We start from the raw sequence: 12,982 nt of genomic DNA, 5'->3' as shown, positions 1-12,982 counted from the left end.
CCCCGGTGGCGGCGGGGGTCCGGCCGGTGGGCCGGACCCGGTCGCGGGCCCCCGTCCGGGGCGACGCGGCGGAACCCGATGTTGACCCCGGAGGCGGCCCGTCCGGAGTCTCCCGAGTTGCCCGTTCCCCCGAGTGGCGGGATGTCATTTCGTACACATTTCCTCCCCGTCCCCCTCCCGGTCGGCGGTCACCCGGCAGGACCGGGCGAAGTCCTAGGAGTCGGACCGCCTTTCGGGCAGGATCTGGCCGAAGACCATCCAGAAGAACCCGGACAGAAGAGGAATAGTCGTATCCATGCAGGTCTGGCCGGGACAGGCGTACCCCTTGGGCGCCACCTATGACGGTGCGGGAACCAACTTCGCGGTCTTCTCGGAGGCCGCCCACAGGATCGAGCTGTGTCTGCTCCACGACGACGGCTCGGAGACGGCGGTGGAGCTGCGCGAGACCGACGCGTTCGTGCGGCACGCCTATCTGCCGGGCGTGATGCCCGGACAGCGCTACGGGTTCCGGGTGCACGGCCCGTACGCCCCGGAGCGCGGGCTGCGCTGCAACGCGGCGAAGCTGCTGCTCGACCCCTACGCGCGCGCGATGTCGGGGCGGGTCGAGTGGGGCGAGGCGGTGTACGGCTACCCCTTCGGGAAGCCGGACGCGCGCAACGACCTCGACTCGGGCCCGCACACGATGGCCTCGGTCGTGGTCAATCCGTACTTCGACTGGGGCGACGACCGGCGCCCGCGCACCGAGTACCACCACACGGTGATCTACGAGGCCCACGTGAAGGGCCTGACGATGCTCCACCCGGACCTCCCCGAGGAGCTGCGGGGGACGTACGCGGGCCTGGCGCACCCGTCGGTGATCGGGCACCTGAAAGAGCTGGGGGTGACGGCGCTCGAACTGATGCCCGTCCACCAGTTCGTGAACGACCACCGGCTCGCGGACGCGGGGCTCTCGAACTACTGGGGCTACAACACGATCGGCTTCTTCGCCCCGCACAACGCGTACGCGTCCTGGGGCGACCGGGGCCAGCAGGTCCTGGAGTTCAAGTCGGCGGTCCGGGCGCTGCACCAGGCAGGCATCGAGGTCATCCTCGACGTGGTCTACAACCACACCGCCGAGGGCAACCACCTGGGCCCGACGCTCTCCTTCAAGGGCCTGGACAACCCCTCGTACTACCGGCTCGTGGACGACGCGCCCGCGCACTACTTCGACACGACCGGCACCGGGAACTCGCTGCTCATGCGGTCCCCGCACGTGCTCCAGATGATCATGGACAGCCTGCGGTACTGGGTGACCGAGATGCACGTGGACGGCTTCCGCTTCGACCTGGCGGCCACCCTGGCCCGCCAGTTCCACGAGGTGGACCGGCTGTCGTCCTTCTTCGACCTGGTGCAGCAGGACCCGGTGGTGAGCCAGGTGAAGCTGATCGCCGAGCCGTGGGACGTGGGCGAGGGCGGCTACCAGGTGGGGAACTTCCCGCCGCTGTGGACCGAGTGGAACGGCAAGTACCGGGACTGCGTGCGGGACCTGTGGCGGGGCGAGCCGCGCACCCTCGCGGAGTTCGCCTCCCGGCTGACCGGCTCCTCCGACCTGTACCAGGACGACGGGCGGCGGCCGCTGGCCTCGGTCAACTTCGTGACCTGCCACGACGGCTTCACGCTGCGCGACCTCGTCTCGTACAACGAGAAGCACAACGAGGCGAACGGCGAGGAGAACCGGGACGGCGAGAGCCACAACCGCTCGTGGAACTGCGGTGCCGAGGGCGAGACCGGGGACGTCGGGATCGCGGAGCTGCGCGCCCGCCAGATGCGCAACTTCCTCGCCACCCTGATGCTGTCGCAGGGCGTGCCGATGCTCAGCCACGGCGACGAGTTCGGGCGGACGCAGGGCGGCAACAACAACGCGTACTGCCAGGACAACGAGGTGTCCTGGGTGCGATGGCCCAAGGAGAACAGCGAGGCGGAGGCCACCCTGCTCCGCTTCACGCGGGCGATGGTGCGGCTGCGCCGCGAGCACCCCGTCTTCCGGCGGCGCCGCTTCTTCCACGGGCGGCCGGTCGAGGGCACCCACGACGAGCTGACCGACATCGCCTGGTTCACGCCCGAGGGCGAGGAGATGACCTCCCGGGACTGGCAGGCGGCGCACGCCCAGGCGCTGACCGTCTTCCTCAACGGGAACGCGATCTCGGAGCCGGGCACGCAGGGCGAGCGGATCGCCGACGACTCCTTCCTCCTGATGTTCAACGCCTCGTCCAAGGAGCTGGAGTTCTCGGTGCCGGACAGCCACGGCCACTACTGGCGCATGGTCGTGGACACCTCCGACCCGCAGGGGATGCCGCCGCACGAGGGGCCGGAACTGGCGGGCGGCGAGCGGGTGACGCTCGCGCCGCTCAGCCTGACCGTGCTGCGCCGCCCGGCCTGATCACCGCCTCCGGGCCACGGCCCCGCCGGGAGACCGGCGGGGCCGTTCGGCGTCATCCTTTCGGGGGAATCCGGTGCGGCGGGGCCGGGCGGACGCGGAGGCGATGACACAGAAGCCCTCCAGCGGGGTACGTACGTTCGCATGACCTCCTCTCCGGCCCCCTCCCCGCTTTCGCGCCCCGCCTCCCCGCCGACCGCCACCTACCGGCTCCAGCTCCAGCCGGACTTCCCGTTCGCGGCCGCCGAGCGGGCCGTGCCGCACCTGGCCGGTCTCGGGATCTCCCACCTGCACCTCTCCCCCGTCCTGGAGGCGGTGCCCGGCTCGACCCACGGCTACGACGTCACCGACCACCGGTCCGTACGGGCCGAGCTGGGCGGCGAGGAGGGGCTGCGGGCCCTGGCCGCGACCGCGCGGGCGCACGGGCTCGGCCTGGTCGTGGACCTGGTGCCCAACCACATGGCGGCCTCCCCCGTCCACAACCACGCGCTGCGCGCCGTGCTCCGCGACGGCCCCGAATCGCCGTACGCCCGCTGGTTCGACGTGGACTGGCGGGCCGGGGACGGGAGGCTGCTGCTCCCGGTGCTGCCCGCCCGGCTCCCGGAGGTGCGGGACCGGCTGCGGGTCTCCGGCGGGGTGCTGCGCCTGGACGGGCAGGAGTTCCCGCTGCGCCCCGGCACGGAGGGGCTGCCGCTGGACGAGCTGCTCGACGCCCAGTGGTACCGGCTCGCCTGGTGGCGGCTCGCCCGCACCGAGCTGAACTACCGGCGCTTCTTCACCGTCTCCGACCTCATCGGGGTGCGGGTGGAGGAGCCCGGGGTCTTCGAGGCCACCCACGCGAAGATCGTGGAGCTGGTCGCGGACGGGGTCGTCGAGGGGCTGCGCATCGACCACCCGGACGGCCTCGCGGACCCGCAGGGCTATCTGGAGGACCTGGCGGAGGCGACCGGCGGGCGCTGCTGGACGGTGGTGGAGAAGATCCTCACCGGTACGGAGGAGCTGCCCGGGGCCTGGCCGGTGGCGGGCACCACGGGGTACGACGCGCTGCGGCGGCTTGACGGGGTGTTCACCGACCCCGTGGGCGCCGACACGCTCGCCGAGCTGTACCGGGGGTTCGTCGGCAAGGCCGCCGACCGGGGCGGCCGCTGGGAGGCGACCGAGCGGCGCGCCGCGTACGAGGTGGTCGGGCACGACCTGGCCGCCGAGACGGCCGCGCTCACCCGGATCGCGGAGCGGATCTGCGCCGCCGACCCGGCCCTGCGGGACCACGCCCCCTGGGCGCTGCGCACCGCGATCCGGGAGCTGCTCGTCCGGGTGCCGGTCTACCGGACCTACCGGACCGGCGGCGAGGAGGTGATCACCCCGGAGGCGGCGCGCGGCGCGAAGGCCGCGTTCGCGGTGGAGGAGGAGGCGTCGGCGGTCGACCTCGTACGGGAGCTCGCGCTCGGGCTGCGGGGCGACGGGCCGGAACACCGGGCGTTCCGGGCCCGGTTCGCGCAGACCTCCTCGGCGCTGCGGGCCAAGTCCGTGGAGGACACGGCCTTCTACCGGTACACGCCGCTGCTCTCGGCGAACGAGGTGGGCGGCGACGCGGGGCGCCCGGCGGTGCCGGTGGAGGAGTTCCACGCGTACTGCCTGCGGATCGCCCGGGACTGGCCGGCCACGGGCACGGTCCTGTCCACCCACGACACCAAGCGGAGCGCGGACGTGCGGGCCGCGATCGCGGTCCTCGCCCAGTGCCCGGAGGTGTGGGCGGAGCTGCTCGGGGAGGTCGCGGGGGTGCCCGCGCCCGACCAGCACCTGGCGTGGACGGCCTGGCAGACGGCCTTCGGCCTCGGCACGCCCGACGCGGACCGGCTGGTGCCCGCGCTCCTCAAGTCGGTGCGGGAGGCCGGGCTGCGGACCAGCTGGACCGAGCCGGACGAGGAGTACGAGCGGGCGGTGGCCGAGTTCGCGGCGGCCGGGCCCGGCCGGATCCCGCTCCGGGCGGCCTCGGAGGCGGCCTTCGCCCTGGAGCCGCACATCCGGACGCACGCGCTCGGCGCGCTGCTCGCGCAGCTGACGATGCCGGGGGTGCCGGAGCTGTACCAGAACACGGAGCGGGAGTACCGGGCGCTCGTCGACCCGGACAACCGGGCGCCGTTCGCGGCCGGTCCGGACGACGACCGGACGGCCCTGGTCCGGGCGGCGCTGCGGCTGCGGCGCGAGCGCCCGGCGGCCTTCGGCCCCGGCGGGTCGTACGTGCCGCTGGCGGCGGAGGGGCCGGCGGCCGGCCACTGCCTGGCCTTCGCCCGCGCGGGCGAGGTGGTGACGGCCGTGACCCGGCTCCCGCTGCGGCTGGCGGAGGCGGGCGGCTGGCAGGACACGGAGCTGGTCCTGCCGGAGGGCCGCTGGGCCGACGCCCTGGGCGGGGTGCGGGAGTTCACCGGCGGCCCGGCGACGGAGCTGAAGCTGGCAGAGCTCTTCGAGGAGCGGCCGGTGGCGCTGCTCGCGCGGATCCCGGACGAGACGGGGTGACGGGAGGGGGGCGCGGTCCGCGCCCCCCTTGCCCGGGTCAGGAGCGGCTGGCCCGCGTGACCTCGCACTTGGTGTACTCGGAGCCGTCGCCGGTGCCGGGGTACGGGGTGGTCATGTCGGCGCTCTTGGAGGCGCCCGCCGCGACCGCGATGTCGGTCGTGGTCGCGGTCGCCGGGGTCGCGGAGGTGCCCTTGAACTTCAGCGTGACGTCGTAGTCGTAGTCGAGCGCGCCGTCGTTCTTGACGGTGATCCGCGCGGTGAGGTTCTTGGTCGCCGCGTCGTAGGCGCACGTGTCGATGGTGATGTCGCGCAGGGCCTCGTTCGCGCTGCCCGAACCGCCGGACACGGAACCGCCGGAGGTGCCGTTGTCGTCGTTGTCGTGGTGGGAGCCGCTGCCGCCCCCGCTGCTGCTGGAGCTGGAACCGGAGTTGCTGTGGCTGTCGCAGCCGCCGCCGCCCGAGCCCCGGGCGCCGGTCAGGGCGACGAGCGCTATGCCGAAGACGGCGAGTGCGCGGACATGACGCATCTTCATGTTTCAAACCCCGTTGAAAGTGGTAGTAAATACGGCTCGGTTGACGAGCGCACGACACCCTAGCAGCGACGGGGAGCGCCGGTTTCAGCCTCCGGGACGGACGATCAGGGTGCGCGGGGCGCGGGTGATGAGCCCCGCCGGAGTGGGGCGGAAGCCGTCGGCGAGGCGCAGCCGGGGCATCTCCGCGAAGAGGGCCCGCAGGGCGTACTCGGCCTCGATGCCGGCCAGGATGACGGCCGGGCAGAAGCCGGGTCCGTAGGTGAGCTGGCCCGGGTCGTCGCGGAGCGGGTCGAAGCGGTCGGGCTCCCGGAAGCGCTCCGGGTCCCGGCCCGCCGAGCCGACGAGCAGCGCGACGGACGCGCCCGCCGGAACGAGGCCGCCGCTCACCGGGACCTCGGCGGCGGTGCGGCGCACCGCGATCTGCACGGGCGGGTCGCGGCGCAGCGACTCGGTCCAGGCGCGGGCCACGAGCGCGGCGGGCGCGTCGCGCAGGGCGGCGACCTGGTCGGGGTCGGAGAGGACGTTGCCGAGGAAGGAGGCGAGCGCCTTCTCCCGTACGGCGATCTGGGTGCCGCACTCCCCGGCGAGGGCCCCGGCCGCCCGGCCCCGTACGAGCCGCATCATGTCCCGGTAGGGGACACCGACGGCGGCGGCGACGGTTCCGGCGGGCAGCCAGTGGCAGAAGTCGGCGACCAGGTCAGCCTGGGGCCGGTCGGCGATCCGGCGGGCCAGGACGTACGCGGTGCGTTCGGTGACGGCCCGCAGCGCGGCCGTGTCGACGTCGACGTGGGCGCGGACGCACGGCGGGTCGCCGGGCCGGTGGCCGTGGGTGAAGCGGCCGTCGGTGAGGGCCGTGGCCACGTCCGCGTACCGGCTGAGGACCCAGGCCCGCAGCAGCGGGTCGTACGTCAGCGGGAACTCCTCGCGGAGCCTGCGGTGGATGCCGTGCGGGTCCTGCGAGGCGCCGGGGTCGAGGGGGCTCGGCGCGACGGTCCGCCCGCCGGCGCCGCCGGAGGCCGGTCCGGGCGCGGTGCGCACGCGGCCGGGGAGGGGCGCGGCGCCCCGTCCGGTCCGCACGGGGGAGGCGGCACGTCCCGGCTCCGCCTCCGAGGGGGTGGCGGCGGAGGGGGTGGCCGGGTTCATGACCGGCAGCCGGGCCCAGTCCCCACCGGACCTCTCCGGCCGGTCGCCGCGGACACCCCGGTCTCCCGGGAGGTCGCCGGGGCCGCCCGGGTCTCCCAGGAGGTGGTCACGGCCGCCCCAGCCTTCCGGCTGGTCGTCGCGGACACCCCGGTCTCCCGGAAGGTCGCCAGGGACGCCCCGGCCTTCCGGAAGGTGGTCACGGACGCCCCGGTTTCCCGGAAGGTCTCGGGGGACACCCGGGTCTCCCGGAAGGTGGTCACGGACGCCCCGGTCTTCCGGCCGGTCGTCGCGGACGCCCAGGTCTTCCGGCCGGTCGTCGCGTATGCCTCGGGTCGGTTCGGCGGTCATCACGCCCCCTGCGGTCGGCGGTGGGTGCCGCGGCCGGAGAACGTGGCCCGCGTCCGCTCCAGCCCACCATCCGGGGCCCCCGACCGCCCACCACGCACCGCCGAACGGGTGAAAACCCGAGGGGTGGGGGCGGCTCAGTGGTGGGAGAGGCGGAACGACATCTGGCCGAAGCCGACCACGTCGCCCGGCCGCACCACCACCGCGCCGGTGACCCGGCGCCCGTTGACGGTGGTGCCGTTCGTCGAGCCGAGGTCGCGCAGCACCCACAGCCCGCCCTGGAGCGAGAGCTCGGCGTGCAGCCGGGAGGCGGTCTCGTGGCTGAGCCGCAGCCCGTTCACCGGATCGCGGCCTATCCGCAGCGGGTGCGGGCCGGGGAGCGGGAGCAGCAGCTTCGGCAGCCGCTCCGCGTGCCAGGCGCGCCCGAGCTTCGCCGTGAACGCGGACATCCGCTCCACCACGCCCACCGCGCGCCGGGTCCAGGTCCCCTCGCTCCTCAGGTCGGCGACGAGCAGGTCGAGTTCGTCCGGCCGGCGGGCCTGGAGCGCGCGCTCCATCCGGAAGACGAAGGTGTCGTGCGAGAGGCGGCCCTGGGCGGCGCCCTCACGGAGCAGCACCAGCGCGCGGTCCCGCTCGGCGTCGGTCAGCCGAGGGGAGTTCGCCGGAAGCTCGAAAGGGGTCGTCACACCCGAGATTGTCGGCCCGACGGGCCCGAAGTGTCCAGAAGGGCCCCCGCGGGGGCCGCACCGGGGCCACAGCCGTCCCCCGCGCCCCCGCCGAAAAACCCGTACCCGCTCTCCAAGATCACTGCTACGGTCGCCCGGCCTCGTCACCGAACTCCCCAGGAGAACACCACACGTGATCGTGATACGCCCGCTCGCGGGACCGCAGGAGTTGGACCTCTTCCTCCGCCTCTCGTACACGCTCGACCACGAGCTCGCCGACGACCTCGCCACCGGCCGCCGCCTCCCGGAGTGGCTGTGGGTGGCCCTGGACGGCGACCGGCTGCTCGGCCGGATCGCCTGGTGGACCCACAAGGCGGGCGCCGAGCCGCAGGCGCTCGACTTCTTCGACCTGGACCCGGGGCTGTCCGACGGGGAGCGCGCCGACGTCGGCGCGCGGCTCCTGGAGACGGCGACGGCGGCGGTCGTCCCGGCGGGCGCGCCGCGCCCCGAGTACGGGCGGTTCATTCCCGGCGACTGGCGCGAGGTCCCGGAGACCCGGTCGTACCTGGAGTCGGTCTTCGCCGTCCTGGAGCGCTCGGGCGCCCGCCCCCTCGTGGAGCGGCTGCGCCTGGAGTGGCGGCCCGGCACCCCCGTGCCGGAGCCGGAGGGGCGCCTGGAGTTCCGGCCCGTGCGGGACCGCGAGGACCTGGTCTCCCTGATGGTCCCGGTCCTCGACGGCACCCTCGACGCGCACGGGCGGGCCGATCTGGCGTCCGGGCTCTCGGCGCGGGAGGTGGCGGAGCGGCACTACGACGAGGAGTTCACTCACTACTCCTCGCCCCGGGAGTGGTGGCGGGTGGCGGTGCTGCCGGGGACCGGCGAGCCGGTCGGCTTCGTCGTCCCCGCGCGGAACAACTACCACCACACGATCGCGTACGTCGGTGTGCTGCCCGCCCATCGGGGGCAGGGGTACGTCGACGACGTCCTGGCGGAGGGGACCCGGATCCTGGCCGCCGCCGGCGTGCCCCGGATCCGGGCGGCCACGGACCTGGGGAACGTGCCGATGGCGGCCGCCTTCGCCCGTACGGGCTACGACACGTTCGAGCGCGCGATCAACTACGTGTGGGACGCGCCGGGCACGCCGGGGTCCTGACTGCCAGGATGGTCGCGGTGGTCGGCCGTCACCATCGCGCGGCCGACCGGTTGACGACGACGAGGGGATTCCCGTGCTCTTCGAGGTGTGGGCGCCGAACGCCCGTGACCGGGTGACGCTGGAGCTGAACGGCACCGGCCACCCCCTGGAGCGGGACGCCGAGCGGGACGGCTGGTGGAGCGGCGTGGCGCCCGCCGGGGACGGCGACCGGTACGGCTTCGCCGTGGACGACGGCCCCGTGCTGCCCGACCCGCGCTCCCGCCGGCTGCCCGACGGGCCCGACGGCCGGAGCGCGGTCGTCGACCACTCCGCGTACGCCTGGCGGAACGAGTCCCCGAAGCTGCGGCTGCGCGGCGGCGTCCTCTACGAGCTGCACGTCGGCACCTTCACCGACGAGGGCACGCTCGACGCGGCGGCCGGGCGGCTCGGGGAGCTGGCGGGCCTCGGCATCACCCATGTGGAGCTGATGCCGCTGTGCCCGTTCCCCGGGACGTGGGGCTGGGGGTACGACGGGGTGGCGCCGTGGGCGGTGCACGAGCCGTACGGCGGGCCCGAGGCGCTGAAGCGGTTCGTGGACGCGGCGCACGGGCTCGGGATGGGCGTGGTCCTCGACGTGGTCCACAACCACCTGGGCCCCTCCGGAAACTACCTGCCCGCCTTCGGGCCGTACTTCACGGACACCCACCACACTCCGTGGGGCGCGGCGGTGAACCTGGACGCGCCCGGTTCGGACGAGGTGCGGGCGTACTTCCTGGGGAGCGCGCTGGCCTGGCTGCGGGACTACCGGATCGACGGGCTGCGGCTGGACGCGGTGCACGCGCTCGCGGACACCCGGGCGCTGACGTTCCTGGAGGAGCTGTCGGCGGCCGTGGACGAGCTGGCGCGGGAGCAGGGCCGCCAGCACTTCCTGATCGCCGAGTCCGACATGGGCGACCCGCGCACGACGACCCCGCGCGCGCTGGGCGGGGTCGGGCTGCACGCCCAGTGGAACGACGACTTCCACCACGCCCTGCACACCGCCCTGACCGGCGAGTCCCAGGGCTACTACGCCGACTTCGCGCGGGCCCCGATCGCGGCGCTCGCCAAGACGCTCACGCACGTCTTCTTCCACGACGGCACGTACTCCAGCTTCCGGGGCCGCCACCACGGGCGGCCGGTGGACCGGGAGCGGACCCCCGCCCACCGCTTCCTCGGGTACGCGCAGACGCACGACCAGATCGGCAACCGGGCCCTCGGGGACCGCCTCTCGGCCTCGGTCTCCCCCGGCCTCCTCGCCTGCGCGGCGGCCCTGGTGCTGACCGGTCCTTCGGTGCCGATGCTGTTCATGGGCGAGGAGTGGGGGGCGACGACCCCCTGGCAGTACTTCACCGACCACACCGACCCGGAGCTGGCGGAGGCCGTGCGGCGGGGCAGGCGGCGGGAGTTCGCGGAGCACGGCTGGGACGAGAACGAGGTGCCCGACCCGCAGGACCGGGCCACCCGGGACCGCTCGGTCCTGGACCGGACCGAGCGCGAGGAGGACCCGCACAAGCGGCTGCTCGCCTGGCACCGGGAGCTGATCGCGCTGCGCCGCACCCTGCCGGACCTGACGGATCCGGACCTGGGGGGCGTGAAGGTGGCGTACGACGAGGAGGACCGCTGGCTGGTCTTCCGGCGGGGGGACCTGCGGGTGGCGGTGAACCTGGGCAAGGAGCCGGCGGTGATCCCGCTCGGCTCCAACGGCCGGGACCGGGTCCTGGCGTCCTGGGAGCCGGTCGACCCGCCGGCGGCGGACGGGGTCCTGAGGGTGCCGGCGGAGTCGGCGGTGGTCCTGGCGGACGGCTGATCCCGGCCGCCCCGGCTACTCCACGATCGCCATCTCGTGCGGGGTGTTGTTGAAGCGGCGCGCCCCGCCGTCCTCGGTGGCCGTGACGATGTCCTCGATGCGGACGCCGAAGCGGCCCGGGAGGTAGACCCCGGGCTCGATGGAGAAGCACATGCCGGGGACGACGGGCAGTTCCTCGCCCTCGATCATGTACGGGGGCTCGTGCGTGGTGACCCCGATGCCGTGGCCGGTGCGGTGGATGAAGTATTCGCCGTATCCGGCTTCGGTGATGACCTTGCGGGCCGCCCGGTCGACGTCCTGGCAGGCCACCCCGGGCCGTACGGCCTCGAAGCCGGCCTGCTGGGCCTCCCGTACAACGTCGTGGACGCGCCGTTCCTCGTCGGTGGGCTCCCCGACGTGGACGGTGCGGGTGGTGTCGGAGCCGTAGCCGTGCTTGAGGCCGCCGAAGTCGAGGACGACCATGTCGCCGCGCCCGATGGTCCGGTCGCCGGCCTCGTGGTGGGGGTTGGCGCCGTTGGGTCCGGAGCCGACGACGGTGAAGTCGACCTGCGAGTGGCCGAAGCGCAGCAGCAGGGCGGCGAGGTCGGCGGCGACGTCGGTCTCCTTCCGGCCCTCGAAGCGGACCTTCAGGATCTCGCCGTACGCGCGGTCGGCGGCGGCCCCGGCGGCGGCGATCCGGTCGAGTTCGTGGGCGTCCTTGACGCCCCGGAGCATCGGCAGGGCCTCGGTGAGGGAGACGTACGAGGTGCCGGGCAGGGTCCGCTGGAGGCCGAGCAGGTGCATGGCCCAGGCGTTGTCGCTGACGCCGAAGCGCCCGTCCGCGTCGAGGAGGGGCGCGGTGACGGCGTACGGGTCCTTGCCGTCGGTCCAGTCGCGCAGGGTGAGCGCGGCGGCCCCGGCGGACCGCTCGGCGTCGGGGGCCTCCAGGGTGGGGACGACGAGGACCGGTTCCCGCCCGGCGGCGAGGACGAGGGCGGTGAGGCGCTCGGTGATCGCGGTGGGCTGATAGCCGGTCAGGTAGACCAGGTCCGGGCCGGGGGCGACGATCACTCCGGCGAGTCCGGCGTCGGCGGCGGACTCGGTGGCGCGGGCCATCCGGGCCCGGTAGTCGTCGGCGGTGAAGGGCGCGGGCTCGTCGGGCCCGTCGGGCCCGACGGCGGCGGGGGTGGCAGGGCCGTCGGCGGCGGGGGTTGCGGGGCCGTCGGGGGTGCTCGGCATGGGGGGCTCCTTCTCGGACCGCTGCGTCCCGGACGTACAGCATCCTGCCCGGCGGGGGCCCGCGCCGCGACCGCTCAGTGGCGGTCGGGCCCCTGGGCGATGAGCCGTTCCAGGAGCTCCTGGAAGTCGTCGCCGACGACGATCCGCAGGTCGCCGCGCTCCTCGTCGTGCTCGCTGAGCTGGGTGAGGGTGCCGTCGCGCCACCAGAAGACGTACGGGCTGATGGCGCCCGGGGTGTCCTCGTAGCCGGTGGCGGCGAAGGAGGCCATCGCGCCGAGCGCCGGGATGATGGAGGTGTCCCGGATGGGGTGGAAGGCGAGCTGGTGCCGGAAGGGCAGGGCGACCAGGGCGCCGTGTTCGCCGAGCGGGAGGCCGGTGACGCGGCGGACGACCCCGTCGAGGTCGAGGACGCGGCTCGCGGTGTAGAAGGAGTCCCCGAGGACGACCTCGAAGCACATGCCGTCGGCGTCGCGGACGGTCTCGTGCCCCTCGACGGGAAGGCCGCGCAGATTGCGCAGGGCCCGGTCGCGCAGCTGCGCGTGGCTGCCGAGCCGGGCGAGGGCGTCGTCGGTGAGCATCATGACGCTCTCGGGCAGGTCCAGGGCGAGGATCTCGTACAGGCCGGGGGCGACGGTCCTGGCGTATCCGAACGAACCGGTGTCGATGCCGTCGCCGCTGACGACCCGGGGGTAGAGCTGGGAGCGGATCTGCTCGGGCGGCAGGGTGTCGAGCGCGGAGGGGCCGTCCATGGCGCGGACGACCAGCTCGATGTGGCGGCGGATCAGGCCGGGCCAGACGCGGGGGCCGCGCCGGTCCTGGTGGCAGACGGCGGCGAGGTTGGTGAGCCCGAAGCGGCGTCCCCGGTCGTCGACGACGTGGTCGGCGTAGACGGTGACCTCCAGGCCGAGTTCGGCGAAGGTCTCCCGGACCCGGCCACGGAAGAGCGCGGCCTCGTTCCGGGAGAAGTACGCGAACCCGGGATCCCTCGGTGCGTCGTCGCCGTCCCGCCTGGGTCCCCGCCGCAGCCAGCCCACGCCCGCCCGCCTTCCGTCGCCGTCGGTCCCAGGGTAGCGACTGCGGATGTCGGCCCTCTTGCGGTCGGGTCAACTCGGCCGACGTCCCGGCGGGTTCGCCGGGAAAGGCCGCCGTCCGCGACGCGCCGGTGTGG

At 74.3% G+C, this 12,982-nt stretch carries 9 protein-coding genes; 4 read left to right on the top strand and 5 right to left on the bottom strand.

Features of this window, described 5'->3' with window-relative positions; genetic code table 11:
- Positions 1-295: 295 nt before the first annotated feature.
- Both glgX and treY read left to right on the top strand, forming a co-directional pair.
- Entirely contained in the window at positions 296-2,419 is a 2,124-nt protein-coding gene (gene glgX / locus ACIQVI_RS00730) for a glycogen debranching protein GlgX (RefSeq protein WP_351970310.1), read from the top strand.
- A gap of 141 nt (positions 2,420-2,560) precedes the next feature.
- Positions 2,561-4,933: a malto-oligosyltrehalose synthase gene (gene treY, locus ACIQVI_RS00725; RefSeq protein ID WP_403589619.1), complete on the top strand. Its 2,373-nt coding sequence runs from the start codon at positions 2,561-2,563 to the stop codon at positions 4,931-4,933.
- A gap of 37 nt (positions 4,934-4,970) precedes the next feature.
- On the opposite strand, the gene ACIQVI_RS00720 is transcribed toward treY, so the two are convergent.
- From ACIQVI_RS00720 to ACIQVI_RS00710, 3 genes are all read right to left on the bottom strand, one after another.
- Positions 4,971-5,465, bottom strand: a complete 495-nt coding sequence (locus tag ACIQVI_RS00720) for a hypothetical protein (RefSeq protein WP_403589617.1) — start codon at positions 5,463-5,465, stop codon at positions 4,971-4,973.
- Positions 5,466-5,549: 84 nt separating this feature from the next.
- The gene (locus ACIQVI_RS00715; protein WP_403589615.1) at positions 5,550-6,608 is read right to left on the bottom strand and encodes a cytochrome P450; all 1,059 of its coding nucleotides are present in this window, start codon (positions 6,606-6,608) and stop codon (positions 5,550-5,552) included.
- A 482-nt stretch (positions 6,609-7,090) separates the two neighbouring features.
- Entirely contained in the window at positions 7,091-7,639 is a 549-nt protein-coding gene (locus tag ACIQVI_RS00710) for a DUF1707 and FHA domain-containing protein (RefSeq protein WP_351970315.1), read from the bottom strand.
- A gap of 175 nt (positions 7,640-7,814) precedes the next feature.
- On the opposite strand from ACIQVI_RS00710, the gene ACIQVI_RS00705 reads away from it, so the two are divergent.
- Positions 7,815-8,771 (top strand): GNAT family N-acetyltransferase, encoded by a 957-nt coding sequence (locus ACIQVI_RS00705; RefSeq protein ID WP_403592161.1) that lies wholly within the window; start codon positions 7,815-7,817, stop codon positions 8,769-8,771.
- A 73-nt stretch (positions 8,772-8,844) separates the two neighbouring features.
- Positions 8,845-10,596 (top strand): malto-oligosyltrehalose trehalohydrolase, encoded by a 1,752-nt coding sequence (treZ, locus tag ACIQVI_RS00700; RefSeq protein ID WP_351970316.1) that lies wholly within the window; start codon positions 8,845-8,847, stop codon positions 10,594-10,596.
- A 15-nt stretch (positions 10,597-10,611) separates the two neighbouring features.
- On the opposite strand, the gene ACIQVI_RS00695 is transcribed toward treZ, so the two are convergent.
- Complete coding sequence (locus tag ACIQVI_RS00695) at positions 10,612-11,691, bottom strand: aminopeptidase P family protein (protein WP_403592158.1); 1,080 nt, start codon at positions 11,689-11,691, stop codon at positions 10,612-10,614.
- 197 nt (positions 11,692-11,888) lie between these two features.
- Entirely contained in the window at positions 11,889-12,848 is a 960-nt protein-coding gene (locus tag ACIQVI_RS00690; protein ID WP_351970317.1) for a hypothetical protein, read from the bottom strand.
- Between the last annotated feature and the right edge of the window lie 134 nt (positions 12,849-12,982).

Origin of the sequence: Streptomyces sp. NPDC098101, assembly GCF_044760185.1 — a bacterium.
Classification (GTDB): Bacteria; Actinomycetota; Actinomycetes; order Streptomycetales; family Streptomycetaceae; genus Streptomyces.
Note: the sequence above shows the minus strand (reverse complement) of the source record. Positions and strands in the feature narration are given on the sequence as shown.